Consider the following 20,821-nt stretch of genomic DNA (forward strand, 5'->3'; position numbering starts at 1 on the left):
GGTACCTCACAGCCCGCCCCTCGCGTTCCCAAAGGCCACGCCTGATGGCCGCTCCCACCTCCGCCGTCGATCTCTCCGCCGCCCTGATCACCGCCCCGGTACCGCTCGGCCATTGGCTCGCCATCCTGCCGGTCGCCCATTGCATCACGCTCGGCGCCGTCCTGCTGATGCTGCGCGCCTACCCCCGCCTGCAGGCCTGGCTGGCCATATCGGGCCTTGCGCTGCTGGCGCTGATCGATGCGGCGCTGCTGGCCAAGGTCGTGGCCGAAGGGCCGCTCACCATGGTCATGGGCCGCTGGCTGCCGCCCTTCGGTATCGCCTTCACCATCGACCTCTTCGGGGCGCTGATGGCCTTCACCTCGGCCCTTGCGGCGCTCGCCGCCGGCATCTATGCGCTGACCGATATCGGTGACAGCGGCCGGCGATACGGGTTTTTTCCGCTGCTCATGCTGCTGATGGCCGGTGTCAGCGGTGCCTTTCTCACCGGCGATGTCTTCAATCTCTATGTCTGGTTCGAGGTGCTGCTGATTTCCTCCTTCGGGCTGATCATCCTCGGCTCCGAACGTCAGCAGATCGATGGCGCGCTGAAGTATGCGGTGCTGAACCTGATCGCCACGACGCTGTTTCTGGTTGGCGTCGGCATCCTTTATGCCGTCTTCGGCACCCTCAACATGGCCGATATCGCCGTAAGGGCGAGGGATTTGCGCGCCACGGCGCCGCTGATGACGCTGGCAAGTCTCTTCCTGCTCGCCTTCGCTATGAAGGCGGCTGCCTTCCCGGTCAATTTCTGGCTGCCCGCCGCCTACCATACGCCGCGCATCGTGGTCTCGGCGCTGTTTGCCGGCCTGCTCACCAAAGTCGGCATTTACGCATTGATCCGGGTGGTGGTCATGCTGCTGCCGATGGAGCGCCAGGAATTGAGCCTGCTGATCGCGTTTATCGCCGCCGCGACCATCCTCGTCGGCGCGCTCGGCGCGCTTGCCGAAAACGATATCCGCAGGCTGTTCGGCTATGTCGTCATATCGGGCATCGGCAATATGCTTGCGGGCGTCGCACTTGGCGGTACGGGCGGCGGCATCAGCGGCGCAGTCTTTTACGCGCTCCATTCCATGGTGCTGATGACGGCGCTTTATCTTGCCGCTGGTGAAATCGCCCGGCGCGGCGGCGGCTTTTTATTGTCGGGGCTCGGCGGCCTCTATCGCCAAAGCGGCGGCTTTACCGCGCTCTCCCTTGTGCTCTTCCTTGCCGCCTGCGGCCTGCCGCCCTTTTCCGGCTTCTGGCCGAAGGTCATTCTCGTCAAGGCCGCGCTCGATAGCGGCTCCTGGTGGCTGGCGGCCGTCATCCTCGCCGGCGGTTTTCTGATGACGATCGCTTTCGGACGCCTCTTTCTGCTCGCCTATTGGCGGCCGGCGCCGATGGCCACGAAACCGGTTACAGCCCTCTGGCGTGCCGGCCTGCCGCTTGCCGCGCTGACGGCGCTGGTCGTCGGCTTCGGCATCCTGCCGGAACAGCTGCTGGCGCTGTCGCAATCGGCGGCCGCCGGCCTTGCCGATCCGGAAGCCTATGTTCATTCGGTCTTTCCCGGAGGCATCAGGTGATCGCCTTTGTCTTCAATCTGCTGCTCGCCATTGCCTGGGTCGCCGTCACCGGCAGCGCCTCGCTGCACAATCTCGTTCTCGGTTTCCTGCTTGCCGCCCTTTCCCTCGCCATCATCCGCGAACCCTTCGGCGGCAAGGGATATCTGCGCCGCGCCAGCCTGGTGTTCTCGCTCGCCCTCTTGTTCCTGAAGGAATTGTCGCTGTCCGCCTGGAGGGTCACGCTCACCATTCTCTCGCCCGACATGAAGCTGAAGCCCGGCATCTTCGCCTTCCCCCTGACGGTGACGAGCGATTTCGAGATCACTCTGCTGGCAAACCTCATCACCCTGACACCCGGCACGCTTTCGGTCGATGTCTCCACAGATCGCCGCACGCTCTATGTCCACGCGCTCGATTGTTCCGAGCCCGAGACAGCCAAGCGCGATATCGCCAATGGTTTCGAACGCAAGATCATGGAGGCTTTTCGGTGATCACACCTGCCGCCATCGTCGCGGCCGCATCCTCGGCTGCACTCATCATCCTCGGCCTGGCGCTGATACTGACGGTCTGGCGCGTCGTCGCCGGCCCGACATTGCCGGATCGCATCCTCGCCCTCGATATGCTGACCGGCATCGCCATCGGTTTGATCGCCGTCATCGCGGTCAAAACCGGATTTTCGCTCTATATCGATATCGCCATTTCGCTCGGCCTCGTCGGTTTCCTGGCAACGGTCGCCTTCGCCCGATTCGTGCTGTCGCGCGGCAACATCAAAACGCCGGCGTCCGCATCTCCGGCAAAGGCTAACGCCAAAAAGCGTGCGGGAGGGAAGAAGCGATGATGGATTATATCCTGGCCGGCATCACTGCCTTGCTGCTGATGTCAGGTGCGCTCTTTGCTCTTTCGGCAGCGATCGGCCTGGTCAGGCTGCCGGATCTCTATACACGCATGCACGCGGCCTCGAAGGTCGGGACGGTTGGTTGCGGTCTGCTGCTTCTTGCCGCCGGGCTCTATTCGCAGGATTTGGCGATTCTCGCCCGCGCCATTGCCGGCTTCGTCTTCCTGTTGCTGACGGCGCCGGTCTCCGCCCATCTGCTGGCCAGAGCCGCCCACCTTTCGGGATATGCGCTCGGCGCCGTCTCGGTCCGCGACGATATGCGCAAGCGCTGAGCCTGTGCTGTTTCGCTGCTTTACCAGATTTATGCAAAACTTATGCACAGGAAGCTGTGAGTAAAGCTTGCCAGAACGCGCCTTAATTCTTCATCTGTCATTTTTTCTCAAGAAAAACGACAAATAATAATTGGCCTTTCGACCAAACGATGGTATTTGAAAATGCAAGTAGAGTTCTGATTGTGAATCGCAATCGTACTGCTTCCAAGTCTCTCAGTTTTGATTTTTTATGTCTAAACTGGGGCCATCGCCTGGGGCATGACGTAGTGATTTGCAGCCAGGCAGTATTAGAACAGGTCTCGCTCTTCGGAATCTAGGGGTGGATTTCGCGTTTTTCGAAACAGAAGGTCGCTTCCCGTGCTTTTGCTGTTCGCTTCTACGAGGCGGGTCTTTGACGTAACAGTCAAGGGCCGTTTGAGCATGCTAACAGGAGAAAAAATATGACGGAAATGGCGACCGGCAATGCGCCGGAGCTGCTTGTGGAACTGACAGCCGACATCGTCGCGGCGTATGTCAGCAACCATGTTGTCCCGGTCAGCGACCTGGCAAATCTGATTTCCGACGTGCATTCGGCACTGAGCAACACGTCCGTACCGCAGCCTGCTGCGGCCATCGTCGAAAAACAGAAGCCTGCAGTCTCTGTCCGCAAGTCCGTACAGGACGAGCAGATCACGTGTCTGGAATGCGGCGGCAACTTCAAGTCCCTCAAGCGTCACCTGATGACGCATCACAGCCTCTCGCCGGAAGAATACCGCGAGAAGTGGGATCTGCCGACCGACTACCCGATGGTAGCGCCCGCCTATGCCGAAGCGCGTTCGCGTCTGGCAAAGGAAATGGGCCTGGGTCAGCGCCGCAAGCGCGGCCGCGGCTGAGCTTTTTCGAAAGCCATCAACGACAAAAGCCGGGTCTTGTGCCCGGCTTTTCTGTCTGTGCTTGCGGCGCCGCCGCCGCGCTATGCTTTACCAGCAGCCGTTGAATGTATTCCTATACTATCAGCAAGTGTTAATGTACTGATTCGTCGATCGCAGCGCTCTCCGAATCGCGGTGCGCGCGGCATTGCTCAGAACCTTTGATCGCAAGCGCGTTCAGGCCGCGGCGCGAAGCTTTGCTTCCTCGCGGATCCTGTTGACCATCGATCGCAGTCCATTCGAACGCTGCGATGACAGGTTCTCCACCAGGCCGATCTTCGAGAAGATTTCGAAGGCATCGAGGCCGGCGATCTCCGACGCCGTCTTGCCGGAATAGGTGGCAAGCACGATGGCGACGAGGCCGCGGACGATATGGGCGTCGGAATCACCCTCGAAACTCATGACCGGGTTGTCGGGATCGCCTGTCGTATGCGTCACCAGCCAGACCTGGCTGGCACAGCCCATCACCTTGTTTTCGGAGGTGCGTTTCTCCTCGGCCAGGTCCGGCAGCGCCTTGCCGAGTTCGATGACATAGCGGTAGCGGTCTTCCCAATCGTCCAGGAAAGCGAAGTCGTCGATGATCTGGTCGAGGGATGCCATGGGAAAGCCTTTCACTATTAAAGCTCTTCCAGCAAAAGTGCACAGCGGTTTTGCGTCCGGAATGCGCCAGGAAAAGCTCTAAACTGCATATAGGTGAAAGACCGGCGGATTTGAACCGTTAAAGCGCGTCACGTCGAACAGGATTGATGCGACACGCTTCAATTCTTTGTTTTTATGCACGTCGTTCTCTCGGAACCGCGGCACGCGTGCTGAGGACATGCATGAAAAAGAAACGCCGTGAGGGATGGGCATCCTCACGGCGCAGCAACATGCTGAATTAAACAGGGCAGGCACGTCAGGCATGGGGCATTTCCGCGTCATGCGGGCCACCGATGCAAGCTTGGAAAATTCAGATCGCCGGCTTCGGCGTCGGCAGCGGGATCGCGCCGGTGACAACCGTCTCGGCGGAGGCGTCATCTTCGACCGGCGGGCGGTAGGGCATTGGCTGGTTCAGCGCGGCCTTTGCCTCGCGTACCTTTTCCTGGATGGCGGGTGCGGTAAGCGAGGGCATGGTGAGAGCCACCGGCATTTGCGGTTCGGTATGTTTTGCCGTCGCCGGCGTCTCGTCCTGGAACTGGCTGTCGAGCAGTTCATAGGCGACGTGGGCGCCTTCACGCGCCCGGTAGCCGAGTGCGGTGAGGGTTTCGGCGCCCTTGGCGCAGACCTCGGGTTTTTCCGAGCACATGCCGGTGAGGTAGTCATAGGCGCCGCTTGCCGCCGTAAAGGCGTCGGAAAGCTGCAGTTGCGGGCCGCTGGCGAACTTGTCGGAACTCTCCGTGCTGAAGACGGAAAGAAGCACGAGCACAAGGCCAAACCAGAAGGATCCTTTGATCAGAAACCACATTGTCGTTGCCCATCCTGTTTTCCCGTTCGGTTCTTGTCGCCGAATCAGGCCGGTTGTCCGGTGTGATTTCACCCTACCGCCAAGTTGCGAATGCCGCTTTTCGAAACTCACGCGCATTTGCGGCAAATTTAGTTCAAATTTTAGCGAACGGCATTTGACGGACATTTTAGTCGAATGCGAGCGATCGCCGTTAAGCATCAGGGCAGCACCTGCTTGCAATTGCAGGGCTTTTGCCGGCTCGCCTTGCCACAGGAGTTAACGCAATGCTGAAATATGAGGAAAATCCGTCGCTTACCTGCCATTAACCACAAAAGGCAAAGGGCCTTTCAGATGCTTCAAAACGGGATTTTCGGGCCTTTCCGGCTGTGAACAGCGCTTTTGCCTTATCCTTTCTTTAAGCCGCCGGGGCCTATTGTCCGGATCGATAGACAGCCTTTTTGGGCGGGTATTGCGTGCGAGTATTGAGTAACATTGGCGGCTGGGTGACGGCGCTCGTAGACCGGGCGGCGACAAGCTGGCTCTCCCGGACGGGCGGCGGTGAAGCCGTGCGCCAGCGCGAGCTTGCGATCCTGCGCCGCCTCGTGCTGTTCTCGTCGGCTGCTCTTATTGCCGCTCCCATCGGCCTTTCGGCGGTCACCAGCCCGGCCGTCGCCTTGCCGGCAGGGGTCGCCATGGTCTTCGCCGCCTTTCTCTTCTCCGCCGTCGGCAGCATCGCACTTGCGCGTCAGGGCTCGTCCGCCGGGATCGCGACACAATCGGCCGAGGACTTCTTCCTTGACGCCACCCCCGGCCTCGTCTTCTTCCTCGACCCGCATGGCAGTGTGGCGACGATCGGCGGCCGCGACCGGCGCGATTTCCTCGCCTGGATGCGCGATCCCAAGGGCAGGGGCTTCCTGGAGCAGGTGCACGTCTCCGACCGCATCCTTTTCCTGCAGGCGCTCGATAGCCTGCGCCGGGGCGAGGATGCCGAGTGCGTCGATCTGCGCATCGACCGGCCCCCGGTCGCGCGCGATCAACGCCAGTTCGCCTATCTCAGAATGGACATGACGGCCCGGCGCGACGCCGACGGCGAACTTGCCGCCGTCATTGCCCAATTGCGTGATGTCTCCGTCGAGCAGCAGCTGCGGGCCGAGGCCCAGAACCGCGTCGCCGATGCCGAATCGGCAAACGATGCCAAGTCGCGCTTCCTCGCCGCCGTCAGCCACGAGCTGCGCACGCCGCTGAACGCCATTCTCGGTTTTTCCGATATCCTGATCGGTGAATATTTCGGCAAGTTCGAAAACGACCGTCAGCGCGAATATGTCGGCCTCGTGCGCGAATCCGGCGCCCATCTCCTGTCCGTCGTCAACACCATGCTCGACATGAGCAAGATCGAAGCCGGCCGCTATGAGCTGATCCTTGAACCTTTCGATATAGCGAGCTCGGTCAAATCCTGCGAATCGATGCTGGCCTTGCAGGCCAAGACCAAGGGCCTGACGCTGACGAGCCGGATCCAGCGCGGCCTCGGCGAAATCGTCGCCGATCAGCGCGCCATCCAGCAGATCCTCATCAATCTCGTCGGCAATGCCATAAAGTTCACCGAGGCCGGCGGCGTCGTCTCGGTCGATGCGGCGGCGCGCGACGGCATCCTCAAGCTGACGGTCAGCGACACCGGCATCGGCATTGCGGCCGACAAGCTGGCGTTGCTCGGCCAGCCCTTCGTCCAGATCCAGAACGACTATACCCGCCGCTTCGAAGGCACCGGCCTTGGTCTTTCCCTGGTCAAGGGATTGGTGGCGCTGCATGGCGGGCATTTCGCCATCGCCAGCCAGCCCGGCGAAGGCACGATCATCACCATCGAGATCGCGGTGGACGGCTCGGGCGCCGTGTGCGCCGAGGACGCCGGCCAGGGCGCGACTGTCGAGTTCCCGCCGCGGCTGAAGGGCGCGGTCAATGCAGGTGCAGAATTGGGGGAGGGGCGTTTCGATGGCCGCGCGCAAGCGAAAATCGCCTAAGGGAAAAAGAGGCCGGCAGCAGCCGGGCCTCCTGATGTCGGGTGCAGCGGCCCTCGGCGGCCTCAGCCTGCAGGGCGCCTCGGTGCTCGGCGGCGTCATCGGCCGCAATCCCTCGGTTGCCGGCGGCACGATCACCTTCGTCGTCATCTTCTCCTTCGTCGCCGCCAATGCGCTCTGGTATCAGCCGGGCCTGCATCCCCACCCGATTTTCCGCACCCGCGATCCGCAGTCTTCCAACGTGCTCGGCGCCCGCCGCCCAGCCGAGGAGCAGCAGGGCGACGTCACCACCTTCCGCATCGAGCGGCCGGAGGATGGCGCGACCACAACCAACGCAACGCCGGCGCCAGCCGCGCCCGGCCAGCAGCCGAGCCAGCTCGTCATGGACATCCAGCAGCAACTGGTGCGCCGTGGCCTCTATAACGGCATACCCGACGGCGTCATCGGCCCACGCACCAGTGCAGCCATCCTCTTCTTCGAGGAAACCGTCGGCATGGCCCAGACCGGCGATCCGACGCCGGAGGTGCTGGCGGCGCTGAAGACCGATGCATCAGGCCCTTCGACCGTTCCCGCGGAAAAGCCGCCCGAGGATGTAAGCTCGAAGGCGGCGGCGGAAGACCCGGTCGCAGCAGCGATCCGCAGCGCCGAAAAGACGGTCAAAACCGCTCCGTCATCCGCAAAGCAGGTTCCCTCAAGCGAAATTACCAATGTCGATCTGGTGCTGAAGATCCAGAAGGGCCTTTCCAACATGGCCTATGCCAATGTCGGCGTCGACGGTGTCGCCGGCGAGCAGACCCGCGCCGCCATCCGCCATTTCCAGAAGCACTACAACCTGCCCGAAAACGGCGAGCCGACCCAGGCGGTGCTGAAAAAACTCAAGGAAATCGGCGCGATTTAATGCATGTCGCCCGGAAGTGTGCAGCGGTTCCGGGATAACGACATGCATAAAACAATGAGCTAAAGCGCGTCGCATGAATCAAGTTTGCTGCGGCGCGATTTAGAACCTGACGTCGACCGAAAGCCTTTGACACTCTTCTAAGATGCCGCCTTCAACGGCCGATAATATGCCGTCATTGCCTGGCCCTCGACATCCACCACCAATCGATCGGCCCGGCTTCGCGGGCGATCGCCGCGCGATAGCGCTTCGGCGCGATGCCGGTCATCCGCTTGAAGGCGTTGCTGAAGGCGCTTTCGGATGTGTAGCCGAGCGAAAGCGCCAGCGCCGAAACCGGCATGCCGCCCTCCCGCAGCTCGCGTTCGGCAAGACGCATGCGCCAGCCGGTGAGGTAAGTGAGCGGCGCAACCCCCGCCACTGTCTTGAACCGCAACGCAAAGCTCGTGCGTGACATGCCGGCAGCCCTTGCCAGTTCGCCAAGCTGCCAGGATCGGCCCGGATCGCCGTGCATCAGCCGTAACGCCGGCGCAATACGATCGTCGCCGAAGGCTCGGAGCCACCCGACCGTCATAGGCGCCGAACTCATGATGTGCGCCCTCAGCACCTGGACGAACATCAACTGCGCAAGCTGGGTCGAGGCGAGCAGCGCGCCTGGCCGCTTTGCCGCCATCTCCCGCACCAACTGGTCGAGCAGCCAGCGCAGCACGCCGGCTTCGGCAAGGGCAGCGCGCACGTGGATGATCGGCGGCAGCACGTCGGACAGCAGTTCCATGCCCTGCGGTCCAAGCGCGATATGGCCGCCGAGATAATGGAAATCCTCGCCGACGCCGTGGCGCGCCATGCCGTCGACCTTCTCTTTGAAGGCGCCGACCGCATCGGTCGGATCAACTGCAAGGTCACTCGCCAGGATGAAGGAGTGCCGGCCGTTCAGAAGCGCAACGTCGCCTGCCTCGAGGAGAATCGGTTCACTGCCATTGTCGAGCAAAAGCCAGCAGCGGCCTTTGGCAACGGCGCTGATCTTGATCCTGTTCGGCCGGGGGAATTGTAGCGCCCAGGCGCCGCCGGCGATCAGCCCGCCGGACACAAGGCAGCGCGCATCGAGCAGATTGAGCATTTCAGAGAGCGGGTCACTGGTCATTTTTTGAACGATGGAGCAGGAAATCGGGATTTGCAAGCATTCAGAATCCCGTTTCGCGGACGTATACAAGGCCATCACGCAAGCACGGAGGCATATCATGTCCACCCCACAGGCTCCCATCGTTTCCGGCTTCGGCGCCGCCTCGACCGCGGCGGAGGTCATCGCCGGGCACGATCTCTCAGGCAAGGTGGCGGTCGTCACCGGCGGTTATTCCGGTCTTGGCTTTGAGACGGCTCGTGTGCTTGCCGAAGCCGGCGCCAAGGTCATCGTCCCCGCCCGCAATCTCGGCAAAGCCAAGGCTGCCGTGGAAAACATTCCCGGCCTTGCGCTGGAAATGCTAGACTTGATGGATCCCGGCTCGATCGACGACTTCGCCGACCGCTTTCTTGAAAGCGGTGCGCCATTGCATCTTCTTATCAACAATGCCGCCGTGATGGCGAACCCGCTGACGCGTGACGCCCGGGGATATGAGTCCCAATTCTCCACCAATCATCTCGGCCATTTCCAGCTCGCTGCTCGCCTCTGGCCGGCGCTGGTAAAGGCCGAGGGTGCGCGCGTCGTCGCGGTCTCCTCGCGCGGTCACGTCTTCTCCGGCGTCGATTTCGACGATCCGAATTTCGAGAACCGTGAGTACGCCCCCTATCTCGCCTATGGCCAGTCGAAGACGGCAAATGCTCTCTTTGCCGTGTCACTGGACGCTGTGGGGGCGAAGTACGGTATCAGAGCCTTCTCATTGCATCCCGGTGGTATCGTCACCACCAATCTGGTCCGTCACCAATCGGGCGAGTTCCTCAAGGCGAGCGGTTATGTCGACGAGCATGGCCAGCCGGTCATCGATCCGGAAAACAACAAGAAGACGGTAGAGCAGGGGGCCTCGACCACAGTCTGGTGCGCCGTCAGCGAGAAGCTCGACGGTTTGGGCGGCGTCTATTGCGAGAACTGCAATATCGCCACTGCCGTCCCCGGCGATTCGACCGAGATGCTCGGTGTCCGTCCTTGGGCAACCGATCCGGAACTCGCCGAGCGCCTCTGGCAGCTAAGTGAGCGGCTGACGGGTTTCATTGCCAGCTAGTGGGCAGCCGGATTGCCGCCGCTGGCCGCCCGGTCTATACCGCGCCGATGAGATTACGCGCCGACATCTTCGTTTCCGCCCTCCTGCGCCGTGTCTTCGCCAGCGGCGATTTTGCCGCCGTCGAGAAGAAGGGTGCGGAGGAGGCGGGGGCGATCTTCATCCGCCAGCATTTTCGCGACGGCCTGGAAACGCTCTATGCGCCGGCGCCGCAGACCGCCTTCGGCGAAGGTGAGGCGGGCGACCGTCTGTTCGAGATCCGCCTGTCGCGCAGCGAGCCGGAAGCGGTGCGCGCCATGCTGGAGCGGGAACGCCGGTTCGACCCCGATCTGTGGATCGTCGAGCTCGAGGCGGAGGAACTGGGAGACATGATCCCGCTTGCGCGGGTTGGCTGAGGGCCGGCGGGTCTGCCGATCTCAGCGGGACCGCCGCCCCAGGACACGCATGTCGCGCTGCGCCGGCGCCTGATTGAGGAAGCGGTGGTTCGGCGTTTCCTGAGAGGCGGGCGGATTGGCCACCTCGGGCTTGTAGGTGTAGCGATCGGCGCGGCGCCAGGCTTCCACCCGTTCGTGGCATTCTTCCGGATCGAGCGCATCGAGCACCATCCAGCCGCGCGTGACATTGTGCTGCTGTTCGGCAAGATGCGGATAAAGCTTTTCCAGCACGAAGACGGCGTCAAGAAAGCCCATGCCGAGGCTCGTCAGCGTCGTCGCGAGCTGCTGGCCGGAAAGATCGAGCATGATGCGCTCGGCAAGCCAGCGGCTGGCCGACAGCGCATCGGCCAGCGCTGTTGCGAAATGCATCGCCTCGCGTGAGCGGGCAAAGCGCACCAGCAGCGCCTCCTGAATGTCGGTGAGCGTGCGCAGGCCGAGCCTGTCCTCGTCGGCCCGGCCGAGATGGCCGGCAAGGCCGAGAATACGCTCGCGCAACGCCTCTTCATTGGCAACCCGCTGTTCCTGCAGCGCATCCGCCTCGTTGCTCTCTCCAGGCGCCGGCGAAAGCGGCACCGTCTGTGATTCTGCCATCGGCGCCGGTGCGGCGGCCGACCGCGGCTGGCTCTGGCGCAGCGCCACCAGCGCATCGATGACCTTCGGCGAGAGTGAATCGCGGCTGACGATCGCCTTGACATGCGCTGCACCCTGCATGCGCGCGATGGTGATCAGCGTATCGTCGGCGATGGCCTTGGAGGCGGCAAGAAAAGGGGCGGCGATCTCGATCGGCTGGTTGCCGATGAACAGCGCCACGGCCGCCGGCATGTTTTCGCATTGAGAGAGCGCCGCGACCGCCTGGCGCTTGGCCTCGTCGGAGGAGGCCTGGAAGAGCGGCATGAAAAGCTCGGCAAATTGGCGCAGTTCGGACCGTGTCGGATGAGACAGGTTCTCGAAACTGCTGACGGTCGCCATCAATACCACGTCCTTTTTCCTGACGGCCAATGGGCCCTCTAGGTCTCGAAACCGGTCACGCACAAGAACACCCCGAAAACGCCGAACCAAGGGGAACCACGGGGCCGATATGCGCTGGCGGAACGCATGCCGGGCCACATGGGTTATGAACAAATCCTACACCGGTAGGGTTAATGCATACTGAAGATTTTATTAAAATGCGCCAGAAATATACACGCGGCGCGTGTCGCCATGTGATTGGCCGGGAACATCATAAGTCTGGTTTGAAGAGGCACTGCGACGATTGCTCATCGCTGGCATCACAAGGGAAAGGTCAGGCGGCCTTGCGATCGCGCAGCGCGTCCAGCAGTTTTTCGCGGCTGTCGTGACCGGCCTGATAAAGGTCGAGTGCCGCCGATGCCGCATACTGCGCCTCGACGCTTTTGATGTCGACGCGCCGTTCCGCGCACCAGGCATCGAGCGCACCGCGCAGAACGTCGAGATCGTCAGGCGAGAAATATGAATTCACCAGCAAAGACATCGCTAGCCTCCGCATTCCGGCAAGAGCGTGAATATCCGCGATCGATCGGGGCCGGAAATGCGTGATCGACTGGAGCAACCATACGCGTATCGGAGTCGGCTGCAATTAAATATTTTCATGAAGCATTTTTGCAACATTGCCCCTTTGCCACCGGGTAAGTATGCCGAACTCTTCTCAACTATATGATTTACTTCTTGTTTTATACTTCGAGTTCCGGTCGGGGCCTTGGGCGGGCGCGTGAAACCAAATCAACTCTTCGCGCGTTACAGAGGAAGTAACGTGAACTGTGTTTGGCTTCCGCCGAATATTAGTAAACTGTTAACTGTCATCTGTCTCAATTCGGATGGGAACGACGCGATTTGAGTGTTTGGATCGTTGAAACTCCTGATCACGGTATTTCAACCAGGTGCCGTGGGAAAGGCGCGAATGCCCTCGGTTCGGTCACTCCGCCACCGCAGGACGCGCCGGCTCGCACATTGGCGGGCAGGGTGAAATCCATCGTAAGTTCATCCGTCTCGGGCAGTGCATGGAGACGAGAATGGCAATAGTAGTCGCATTGGCGGATCGGCAGCCGCGGGCGCCGCGCCGCCCGGACAAAGAGCCCCGCGAAGCTAAGATCCTCTGGTTCACCGGCGTCCGCTACGAGCGGCTGGCCGAGAGCCCTAGGCATGGCCCGGCGCCCGCGCCGCGCGTCAACAAGAAGTAACGTCCGTTCAACTTTAGCGGGCGCTAAATTGCTCGCAGCCGGCTTCCGTCAGGAAGTTCCGCGCCGCCTCATTAAAACTTGCCTGCGGCGCCAGCGTCCGCAGCACGGCATAGCCGTCCGGCCGCGCCATTTCCACCAGGATCGCCTGCTGCAATTCCTGCGGCAGGTTCTTGCGCAGGTCGGTAAGCTGGATCGGGCCGCCGGCCAGCACATCGAGCGCGCCGCCGACCGAGGTCCTGTCGTTCATGCTGAAGACCTCGTTGGAGGCGCTGTCGTAGATCGCGATCGACCAGAAGGGCACATTGCCCTTGGCGGTGAAATGCACCGGCGCATCCTCGACGTCGAAGGAGCAGACGGCGGTGCGCACGAAGGGGTCGCCATTGGCAAGGCCTGCCTCGTCATACTGGCCGCCGAGCAGCGTGAAATTGTTGAGGTCGCCCTCCGCCTCCACCCGGGTCGCCGCATCCTTGCCGGTGAAATGCGGCAGCGACAGGATGATGACGAGGTGCAGCAGCGCTGCGCCGAAAAGGCCGGTCAGAATGGCGAAGAAGATCCTAAGCATTGCCGCATCCGGTCTTGGTGAGCTTCGGCATGGCAAGGTCGATCACCCCGGAGCTGCCGGCGGTCGGCGTATCGAACAGCGTCAGCACCAGCCGGAAGGTGCCGGCTTCAGGCAAGGCCAGCCAGTTGCCGGGCTGAGCCGCGGCTGAAATGTCGATCGAGAAGCTGCTGTCCGGCTGGCGCAGCACCGTCCAGGAATTCAGCGCTGCGGGATGCCCGGTCTTCACCGCTGCCGGATTGCCGCCATTGTCGGCGGTAAAGAGGGTCCAGAGCCGGGCAGGCGGCGTTTGCCCGCTGATGCGGTAACGGCAGCCGGCATTCAGCCGCGCACCGTCGTCGTCGACGCTCGCCGTGAAGGTCAGCCCCTCGGCGCTGCCGTAGAGCAGCTTGCCGGCGCGCGCCCGGTGCGACTTGGCATAAGGATCGGCATCGACCGTTTGCAGCGCCGGAAAGGCCTCCCAGGCACCGAGCTTGATCGCCCCGAAACCCTGCGTCGCATCCAGCGCATACAGCGAAATCATGATCCCGCCGCCGAAGGCGACGATCAGCGTGACCAGGATGAAGAGGGGGAATCGAAACACGTCAAGACCTTGGAAACCATATCAGATGAAGGGTTACCACTGATTCTGGCAGGGTGGAATGCCATGCGACGACATGGACGCCGATCTGTCCGGTTAACGCCGATGCCTGCCCCTCACCCTAACCCTCTCCCCGTTTTGATGGGGAGAGGGGACGTGCCCTACCAGACGTTAGCGAGAGACCGAGAGGTCACGGCTTGGCCCCTTCGCCCCGCGTGCGGGGAGCAGGTGGCGGCAGCCGGATGAGGGGCTACTCTCGCCGATCTCCCGGCATCGTTCGACGCATCCGCTCAGGATCTATTCCGCACTCGCCACCTTCGCGGGCGCCAGCGGGGCGGCATTTTTCAGCTTTGCGCCGAGGGCTTTGAGGATATTCGTCGATTGCACCGAGAGCATGCGCGGCCGGATGAGCTGCGGCAATCCGTCCTGCGGTTTGGCTGCGACGGTCTTGGCGAGGTCCTTTTCCGAGGGCAGGGGATTCTCGATGCCGGGAATGGCGCGCAGCGTCACACCCTGATGGGCATAGTCCATAGCGCGTTTGAAGGTCATCGCCGGCAGCGAGCCGCCGGTCATGTTGTTGGTCGAGGTATAGTCGTCATTGCCGAACCAGACGGCGCAAGTGTAGTTGCCGGTGAAGCCGACGAACCAGGCATCGCGATAGGCCTGCGTCGTGCCGGTCTTGCCGGCCGTGACGATGCCGTTGTCGAGTGCCGCCTTGCGCGCCGTGCCGACATAGGGAACGCGCGACAGCATCTGGTTCATATAGGCGTCGGCCTGTTCGGACAGCACGCGTTTGGCCGCCGGCTCGTCGCGGTCGAAATCATAGAGCACGTCGCCGTCATAATCGAGAACCTGGGTGATGCCGTGGCGGCGTGACTGGTAGCCGCCGGCCGGGAAGGTGGCATAGGCCGTCGCCTGATCGAGCACCGTCACCTCGGATGTACCGATCGGGATGGTGACGTCGTCGCGGATCGGCGTTTCGACGCCGAGGTTCTTCGCCATGGCCCGGATCGGCTGGATGCCGAGCTTCTCTTTGGCGAGCCGCACCGGCACCGTGTTGATCGATTGGGCGATCGCCGTCTCAAGGGTTATGCGGCCGGCATAATGGTTCGCATAATTGTGCGGGCTCCAGTTGCCCCAGGAGATCGGTGCGTCGACGATCGTTGTCTGCGGCGTCATCCCGCTCTCCATGGCCACCGAATAGGTATAGACCTTGAAGGAGGAGCCCGGCTGGCGCAGCGCCCTGGTGGCGCGGTTGAACTGGCTTTCGCCGTAGTCCCGCCCACCGACCATGGCGCGCACCGCGCCGCCGTTCTCGATCATCACCATGGCGCCCTGCTTGGCGTGATAGGCTTCGCCATATTCGCGCAGCGACGTTTCGACCGATTCCTCGGCCGCCTGCTGGATACCCATGTCGATCGTCGTGCGCACGATCAGTGAATGCTGGTGGAAGCGCGGCGAAAGCCGCTGCACCTCGTCGAAAGCCCAATCGAGGAAGAAGTCGGGCGATTCCACCTCGTTGCGGTCGACGACGGTTGCCGGATTGCGCCGGGCGGCGATCACCTGTCCCTCGGTCATCAGCCCGCTCTGCACGAGATTGGTCAGTACCTCGTTGGCGCGAGCACGTGCCGCCGGCAGGTTGACATGCGGCGCATATTTCGCCGGCGCCTTGAACAGGCCGGCCAGCATGGCGGATTCGGCCAGGTTCACATCGGTGATGTTCTTGCCGAAATAGAACTGCGCCGCCGCGGCTGCGCCAAACGTGCCGCCGCCCATATAGGCGCGGTCGAGATAGGTGGAGAGGATTTCCTTCTTCGAAAGGTTCGACTCCAGCCACAAGGCGAGGAACGCTTCGGTGATCTTGCGGTCGATCGAGCGCTCGTTGGACAGGAACAGGTTCTTGGCGAGCTGCTGGGTCAGCGTCGAGCCGCCCTGCACGACTTCACCGGCCTGGGCGTTGGTGACCATGGCGCGGAAGAGGCCGATCACGTCGATGCCGAAATGGTCGAAGAAGCGCCGGTCTTCGGTGGCCAGCACCGACTTGATCAGGGAATCCGGCAGCTCGTCGATCGGCACGGAGTTCTGGTGGATGACGCCGCGATGGCCGATCACGTTGCCGTAGCGATCGGTGAAGGTGACGGCGAAATCGCCGCGGTTGCGCCAGTCCTCCTTGGTCGCCTCGAAGGCCGGCTGGGCAAGCAGCAGCATCAGCACCGAGCCGGCCGCCCCGAGCGTCAGCCCTTCGCCGGCCAGTTCGAAAACCATGCGCTTCCAGCCGCGCACGCGGAAGCGGCGGAAGAAGATGGTGATGTCTTCCCAGATCTCGGCGGCGCGGAAGCCGGCGTTCCAGACGGTCGAATCGATCCATGAATCGATGCGCAGCAGGATGTGGCGGCTTTTCGCCGGCCGCTTGTCCGCCGCGTTACTCGCCGTTTCTTTGAGGCCCGCTTCGGGACCTCTTTCGGGGTTGTCCGGATCCTGCACGTCCTGTATTCCCGCCTGATCGCGTTTCGCTCATCTCCGGCCCTCGGAAAGCGGCGAAAGCGCGAGGCCGCCATATGGCCGCAAAGCTCTCCGATACCAGGAGCATGCTGAAGAATTGATTGATTTTGCGGCTGATAACAAGAGAGATAGATGGCGGTCACGTCAATTTGCGGGCCGCTGTTGCAAGAAACGACGATGAACGATCTGCCCTTCTGGAAGCGCAAGACGCTTGCCGAAATGACTGTCGCCGAGTGGGAAAGCCTCTGCGACGGCTGCGGTCTCTGTTGCCTCAACAAGATCGAGGAATGGGATAGCGGCGATATCTATTTCACCTCGGTCAGCTGCAAGCTGCTCGACGGCGAAAGCTGTCGCTGCTCCAGCTATGAGAACCGCTGGGATTTCGTTCCCGATTGCGTGCAGCTGACCAAGGAGAACGTGCCCGATATCGCCTGGCTGCCGCCCACCTGCGGCTACCGGCTGGTCAATGAAGGCCGTGATCTCTACTGGTGGCATCCGCTGATCTCCGGCGATCCGGAAACCGTTCATGCCGCCGGCATTTCCGCGCGCGGCCGCACGATCAACGAAAACGAGATCGATATCGACGATCTCGAAGACTACGTTGTCGACTGGCCGCTGACCGTGGGTGAAGAAAAGGACGAGGAAGAGGAAGAGGAAGAGGCGTAAGCGGCTCAGCTCTTTACCGCTGCGAGGAAGCGGCGCAGTTCCATCTCCACATATTTATCCACCGGCCCTTCAGCGCCAAAGCCCCACCAGGTGAGCGAGCCCTGCCATTGCGACAGCATCAGCCGGGCGATGGTCTCCGGCGCGCTTGCCGATCCGAAACAGCGTGCGATCGCCGCCGTCAGCGCCGTTCCCCAGACCGCCCCCCGGGCGCGCAGCACTGGATCGCGGAAGTCCTCGCGCAGCACCAGCAGTCCCTCGCCATAGGCGGCGGCATTGTCGCCGTAATTCTGCGACAGTCCGACGAGCAGCGCGACGGCGCCGTCCGGTGTGTTCGCCACGCTGCCGGCAAGCCTTGCCGTTTCCGCATCCAGCCTGTCCCAGGCGTATAGCAGTGCTGCGCGCAGCATCGCCGCCTTCGTGGTGAAACGCTGCACCAGCGTCGAGCCGGAAAGGCCGCTGACTTTGGCCACCGCCGCAAAGGTCGCCGCATCCGGCCCCTCGGCGTGGATCAGCGCCAGCACCATGGCGAGAAGCTGTTCATCGGAAAGCGTACGGCGGCGCGGCATCAAATTCCTCTTGCATCTGCCTTATTTATGAACGAACGTTCGTTTATATAAAATGGGCGGTTTTCATTTTTAACGTGGAGGATGGAGAAGTGACAACGGACTTGCGGGAGAAAGTGGCTTTGGTCGCCGGTGCAACGCGCGGCGCCGGCCGCGGCATTGCAGTCGAACTCGGCGCTGCCGGCGCCACCGTCTATGTGACGGGGCGCACGACGCGCGCGCAGCAATCCGAATATGCCAGGCCGGAGACGATCGAGGAAACGGCCGAACGTGTCACGGCTGCGGGCGGCAGGGGTATCGCCGTGCGGGTAGACCATCTCGTCGAGGCTAAAGTGGAGGCGCTGGTCGCCCGCATCCGGGCGGAGGCCGGCCGGCTCGATATTCTCGTCAACGACATTTGGGGCGGCGAAAAACTGTTCGAATGGGATAAGGCCGTCTGGGAGCATTCGCTTGACAAGGGTCTGCGCCTGCTGCGGCTCGGCATCGACACGCATCTGATCACCGCCCATTATGCGCTGCCACTGATGATCGAGCGGCCGGGCGGGCTGCTGGTCGAGGTGACCGACGGCACGGCCGACTACAATGCCACCCATTACCGGCTGTCGCCCTTCTACGACCTCGTCAAAACCGGCGTCACCCGCATGGCCTGGGCGCATGCACAGGATCTGGCAAAACACGGCGCCACGGCGGTTTCGATCACGCCCGGCTGGCTGCGCTCCGAAATGATGCTGGATGCCTATGGTGTCAGCGAGGAGAATTGGCGCGACGCGACCAAGGTGCAGCCGCATTTCGCCATTTCCGAAACGCCGCGCTTCGTCGGCCGCGCGGTGGCGGCAATTGCCGCCGATCCCGACCGCGCCCGTTGGAATGGCCAGTCCCTGTCGAGCGGCGGACTGGCCAAGGTCTACGGCTTCGACGACATCGACGGTTCGCGGCCGGATTGCTGGCGCTACATGGTGGAAGTGCAGGAGCCGGGCAAGCCGGCAGATGTAACGGGATACCGCTAATACCTGTCGCCCAGGGGCACATGCCCAAAACAAAGGACTAAGCGCGCCGCATCAATCGGATTTGCGGCGACGCGCTTTGAGGCCGCTGCTTACTGCGCGGCTGCGAGCCGCGCCGCATCGCGAAACGACACCAGCCGTTTCGTCTGTTCGTCCCACAACACCAGCTTGACGCAGCGCAGGCTTTCCATGAGCGTGATGCGGCCGAGGTCGGCAAGCTCAGGATGGTCTCGCAGCACCTCCGGCAGCCGGTAATAGGGCACCCGGCTCGACAGATGATGGACATGGTGGATGCCGATATTGCCGGTGATCCAGCGCAGCACCGGCGGCAGGTCGTAATGCGAGGCGCCGTGGAGGGCTGCATGCTGGAACTGCCAGTCCGGCTCCTTCGACCAGTGCGTTTCCTCGAACTGGTGCTGGACGTAAAACAGCCAGACACCGGCAGCGCCGGCCAGAAGCACGGTCGGCAGATGCACCAGCAGGAAGGGGACGATCCCGACGGCCCAGATCAGCAGTGCGGCGACCGCTGCGATGGCAAGATTGGTCGCCATTGTGGAGACCCAGGGCAGGGCGCCGGAGCGCATCATGCCGAAGGGCAGGCGCTGCTTGAAGATGAACAGCCATGCCGGCCCGATCCCGAACATCACCGCCGGGTGCCGGTAGAGCCGGTAGCCGAGCCGGCCCCAGCGCGACAGCGCATTATATTCGGCAATCGTCAGCGTTTCGATGTCGCCGACGCCGCGTTCGTCCAGGTTCCCCGCCGAGGCGTGATGCTCGGCATGCGCCCGGCGCCAATAGTCGTACGGCGTCAGCGTCAGGATGCCGATCGTTCGTCCAACCCAGTCGTCGACGCCGCGGCGTGCGAAAAACGAGCCATGGCCGCAATCGTGCTGGATCATGAACAGCCGCAACAGGAAGGCGGCGGCGGGAACGACGAGGATGAGGCCGGGCCAGAAGCTGTAATGAACCGCAGCCCATGCGGCAGCCCAGAACAGCGCGAAGGGGACGACCGTGACGGCAAGCTCGAAAGCGCTGCGTCCGGCTCTCGGCTGACGATATCCGGCAAGGATCTTCAACCAGCGCTTCTCAGCCAAAATTGCATTGTGCCCCTCGGAGGACTCCGAGTTTGCGGCGGGTTCGCCCAAAGGGACCACTTGGATTTCCTTGCTCTCGTTGCGGCGCGCGGATTCGATCACAGAATAGCGCCATGAAGGGCCGCGATACTCGAAAGGCCGAGTGCGATCACCACAGCCGAGCGAATGAGAAAGAGCGGATAGTCGAAACGGTACATTGTGTGAAGAGAGACCATGGCTGCAGCACTTCCTGTTTTTGTGGAAACATGTCAATGGGTGATAATGTCACGCCGGAGCGCAGCGCGGCCGACGGGACGCACAGTCACCTTCAGTTCACGCATGATTTTATGCGCAAATCGATGCCGATTTGCGCTGTCTCTGCGAAGGGGCGGAGGCTCGATAAGATGTTTTATTTCTTTGGAGCACTGCCATGCGGCGCGGTCGTGGTCGCCGTCTTCATCTGGTTGGCGAACGTGCTTTCCACCTTCGCCGCCTGCTTGTCCTTCTTCGGCTTCCGGACCTCGCGATTGCTTCTTACCTGTCCTTTTGCCATGGATAAATCTCCCCTTTTGATCGAAAACTGAAAAGCCGTAGCCTGCGCGGTGTTCGCCCGCTTGTCGATCGCGACCGGAGATCGCAGGATCGTCATGAGGGCGACCCGACAACGCCGGGCCGCAGGAATTGAATGAAATGATGCCTGCTGAAACCGCATCGAAGTCTGGAGGCGGATGACCTGAGAGGTCACCAAAAGCCAAACCCGACGTTGAGGCGGGACGTCATCATGCTTTCGCGATCGGGAAAATGGCGGGCCGGATTCCGGTCACCGCAGATGCCGCATCGGCCAAATCAGCGAACCACTCTCTTACGATGAAATTGCGGTGCCATTAAGGCCGTTGCCGCAAGAAAGCCATATTTCCACAAGCGGGACGCGTTGATGGGAAACAGGCGAGCAGTGTGGTTCTTTGCATTTTCGCGTGGCCGGATGCCGACATGATGCCGCGCGCCAGGCAGCCGTCCGCTTCGAGGAGCGCCACCCGGCACTCCTTGTCAATCTCC

General features: G+C 62.1%; 23 protein-coding genes. 13 read left to right on the forward strand and 10 right to left on the reverse strand.

All coding sequences use genetic code 11. From position 1 onward, the window contains the following. Positions 1 to 44: 44 nt before the first annotated feature. The 5 genes from FHX14_RS30005 to FHX14_RS30025 all read left to right on the forward strand — a co-directional run bounded on the left by FHX14_RS30005 (position 45) and on the right by FHX14_RS30025 (position 3,616). On the forward strand, positions 45 to 1,598 hold the full coding sequence (locus FHX14_RS30005; protein ID WP_184380644.1) for a Na+/H+ antiporter subunit D: 1,554 nt from the start codon (positions 45 to 47) through the stop codon (positions 1,596 to 1,598). Beyond that, positions 1,595 to 2,068: a Na+/H+ antiporter subunit E gene (locus FHX14_RS30010; RefSeq protein WP_003587756.1), complete on the forward strand. Its 474-nt coding sequence runs from the start codon at positions 1,595 to 1,597 to the stop codon at positions 2,066 to 2,068. The genes FHX14_RS30005 and FHX14_RS30010 overlap by 4 nt, the downstream gene beginning before the upstream one ends. After that, a complete protein-coding gene (locus tag FHX14_RS30015; protein ID WP_003587754.1) occupies positions 2,065 to 2,415 on the forward strand; it encodes a cation:proton antiporter in 351 nt (116 codons plus the stop codon). Before FHX14_RS30010 ends, FHX14_RS30015 begins: the two co-directional genes overlap by 4 nt. Beyond that, a complete protein-coding gene (mnhG, locus tag FHX14_RS30020) occupies positions 2,412 to 2,744 on the forward strand; it encodes a monovalent cation/H(+) antiporter subunit G (protein WP_003587752.1) in 333 nt (110 codons plus the stop codon). Before FHX14_RS30015 ends, mnhG begins: the two co-directional genes overlap by 4 nt. A 440-nt stretch (positions 2,745 to 3,184) precedes the next feature. Then, on the forward strand, positions 3,185 to 3,616 hold the full coding sequence (locus FHX14_RS30025; RefSeq protein WP_003569414.1) for a MucR family transcriptional regulator: 432 nt from the start codon (positions 3,185 to 3,187) through the stop codon (positions 3,614 to 3,616). A gap of 213 nt (positions 3,617 to 3,829) precedes the next feature. Here FHX14_RS30025 and FHX14_RS30030 read toward each other — a convergent pair whose 3' ends face one another. Continuing rightward, positions 3,830 to 4,252, reverse strand: a complete 423-nt coding sequence (locus FHX14_RS30030; RefSeq protein ID WP_003587751.1) for a SufE family protein — start codon at positions 4,250 to 4,252, stop codon at positions 3,830 to 3,832. A 349-nt stretch (positions 4,253 to 4,601) separates the two neighbouring features. Beyond that, positions 4,602 to 5,096: a DUF5330 domain-containing protein gene (locus FHX14_RS30035; protein ID WP_184380646.1), complete on the reverse strand. Its 495-nt coding sequence runs from the start codon at positions 5,094 to 5,096 to the stop codon at positions 4,602 to 4,604. A gap of 452 nt (positions 5,097 to 5,548) precedes the next feature. On the opposite strand from FHX14_RS30035, the gene FHX14_RS30040 reads away from it, so the two are divergent. Then, positions 5,549 to 7,090, forward strand: a complete 1,542-nt coding sequence (locus FHX14_RS30040; RefSeq protein WP_184380648.1) for a HAMP domain-containing sensor histidine kinase — start codon at positions 5,549 to 5,551, stop codon at positions 7,088 to 7,090. Continuing rightward, on the forward strand, positions 7,062 to 7,985 hold the full coding sequence (locus FHX14_RS30045) for a peptidoglycan-binding domain-containing protein (protein WP_012557038.1): 924 nt from the start codon (positions 7,062 to 7,064) through the stop codon (positions 7,983 to 7,985). The genes FHX14_RS30040 and FHX14_RS30045 overlap by 29 nt, the downstream gene beginning before the upstream one ends. A 172-nt stretch (positions 7,986 to 8,157) precedes the next feature. Here FHX14_RS30045 and FHX14_RS30050 read toward each other — a convergent pair whose 3' ends face one another. Continuing rightward, positions 8,158 to 9,120: an AraC family transcriptional regulator gene (locus FHX14_RS30050; protein WP_246713497.1), complete on the reverse strand. Its 963-nt coding sequence runs from the start codon at positions 9,118 to 9,120 to the stop codon at positions 8,158 to 8,160. 97 nt (positions 9,121 to 9,217) lie between these two features. Between FHX14_RS30050 and FHX14_RS30055 the strand changes: the two genes are divergently transcribed. Next, complete coding sequence (locus FHX14_RS30055) at positions 9,218 to 10,192, forward strand: oxidoreductase (protein ID WP_184380650.1); 975 nt, start codon at positions 9,218 to 9,220, stop codon at positions 10,190 to 10,192. A gap of 47 nt (positions 10,193 to 10,239) precedes the next feature. Continuing rightward, positions 10,240 to 10,584 carry a DUF1491 family protein gene (locus tag FHX14_RS30060; RefSeq protein ID WP_184380652.1) on the forward strand — a complete coding sequence of 115 codons (345 nt, stop codon included), beginning with the start codon at positions 10,240 to 10,242 and terminating at the stop codon, positions 10,582 to 10,584. Positions 10,585 to 10,605: 21 nt separating this feature from the next. On the opposite strand, the gene FHX14_RS30065 is transcribed toward FHX14_RS30060, so the two are convergent. Continuing rightward, a complete protein-coding gene (locus tag FHX14_RS30065; RefSeq protein WP_184380654.1) occupies positions 10,606 to 11,655 on the reverse strand; it encodes a DUF2336 domain-containing protein in 1,050 nt (349 codons plus the stop codon). A gap of 250 nt (positions 11,656 to 11,905) precedes the next feature. Continuing rightward, on the reverse strand, positions 11,906 to 12,112 hold the full coding sequence (locus FHX14_RS30070; protein ID WP_003569406.1) for a hypothetical protein: 207 nt from the start codon (positions 12,110 to 12,112) through the stop codon (positions 11,906 to 11,908). Positions 12,113 to 12,650: 538 nt separating this feature from the next. Here FHX14_RS30070 and FHX14_RS30075 point away from each other — a divergent pair. Beyond that, a complete protein-coding gene (locus tag FHX14_RS30075; protein WP_003578079.1) occupies positions 12,651 to 12,818 on the forward strand; it encodes a hypothetical protein in 168 nt (55 codons plus the stop codon). Between the two features lie 13 nt (positions 12,819 to 12,831). Here FHX14_RS30075 and FHX14_RS30080 read toward each other — a convergent pair whose 3' ends face one another. From FHX14_RS30080 to FHX14_RS30090, 3 genes are all read right to left on the reverse strand, one after another. Further along, positions 12,832 to 13,380 carry a membrane protein gene (locus FHX14_RS30080; protein ID WP_003587740.1) on the reverse strand — a complete coding sequence of 183 codons (549 nt, stop codon included), beginning with the start codon at positions 13,378 to 13,380 and terminating at the stop codon, positions 12,832 to 12,834. Next, a complete protein-coding gene (locus tag FHX14_RS30085; protein ID WP_003587738.1) occupies positions 13,373 to 13,960 on the reverse strand; it encodes a DUF1214 domain-containing protein in 588 nt (195 codons plus the stop codon). Before FHX14_RS30085 ends, FHX14_RS30080 begins: the two co-directional genes overlap by 8 nt. Positions 13,961 to 14,254: 294 nt before the next feature. Further along, on the reverse strand, positions 14,255 to 16,441 hold the full coding sequence (locus FHX14_RS30090) for a PBP1A family penicillin-binding protein (protein WP_054181697.1): 2,187 nt from the start codon (positions 16,439 to 16,441) through the stop codon (positions 14,255 to 14,257). 195 nt (positions 16,442 to 16,636) lie between these two features. On the opposite strand from FHX14_RS30090, the gene FHX14_RS30095 reads away from it, so the two are divergent. Continuing rightward, positions 16,637 to 17,125 carry a YcgN family cysteine cluster protein gene (locus FHX14_RS30095; RefSeq protein ID WP_184380656.1) on the forward strand — a complete coding sequence of 163 codons (489 nt, stop codon included), beginning with the start codon at positions 16,637 to 16,639 and terminating at the stop codon, positions 17,123 to 17,125. A 5-nt stretch (positions 17,126 to 17,130) separates the two neighbouring features. Here the strand turns inward: FHX14_RS30095 and FHX14_RS30100 are convergent, their stop codons facing one another. Continuing rightward, the gene (locus FHX14_RS30100; RefSeq protein ID WP_184380658.1) at positions 17,131 to 17,691 is read right to left on the reverse strand and encodes a TetR family transcriptional regulator; all 561 of its coding nucleotides are present in this window, start codon (positions 17,689 to 17,691) and stop codon (positions 17,131 to 17,133) included. An 89-nt stretch (positions 17,692 to 17,780) separates the two neighbouring features. Between FHX14_RS30100 and FHX14_RS30105 the strand changes: the two genes are divergently transcribed. Continuing rightward, the gene (locus tag FHX14_RS30105; protein WP_184380660.1) at positions 17,781 to 18,695 is read left to right on the forward strand and encodes an SDR family oxidoreductase; all 915 of its coding nucleotides are present in this window, start codon (positions 17,781 to 17,783) and stop codon (positions 18,693 to 18,695) included. An 89-nt stretch (positions 18,696 to 18,784) separates the two neighbouring features. Here the strand turns inward: FHX14_RS30105 and FHX14_RS30110 are convergent, their stop codons facing one another. Continuing rightward, positions 18,785 to 19,837 carry a fatty acid desaturase gene (locus FHX14_RS30110; RefSeq protein ID WP_172643300.1) on the reverse strand — a complete coding sequence of 351 codons (1,053 nt, stop codon included), beginning with the start codon at positions 19,835 to 19,837 and terminating at the stop codon, positions 18,785 to 18,787. 200 nt (positions 19,838 to 20,037) lie between these two features. Here FHX14_RS30110 and FHX14_RS30115 point away from each other — a divergent pair, with 200 nt between their 5' ends. Then, on the forward strand, positions 20,038 to 20,349 hold the full coding sequence (locus FHX14_RS30115; RefSeq protein WP_037073230.1) for a hypothetical protein: 312 nt from the start codon (positions 20,038 to 20,040) through the stop codon (positions 20,347 to 20,349). Positions 20,350 to 20,821 lie beyond the last annotated feature (472 nt).

Source organism: Rhizobium sp. BK619 (assembly GCF_014195245.1).
Taxonomy (GTDB): domain Bacteria; phylum Pseudomonadota; class Alphaproteobacteria; order Rhizobiales; family Rhizobiaceae; genus Rhizobium; species Rhizobium acidisoli.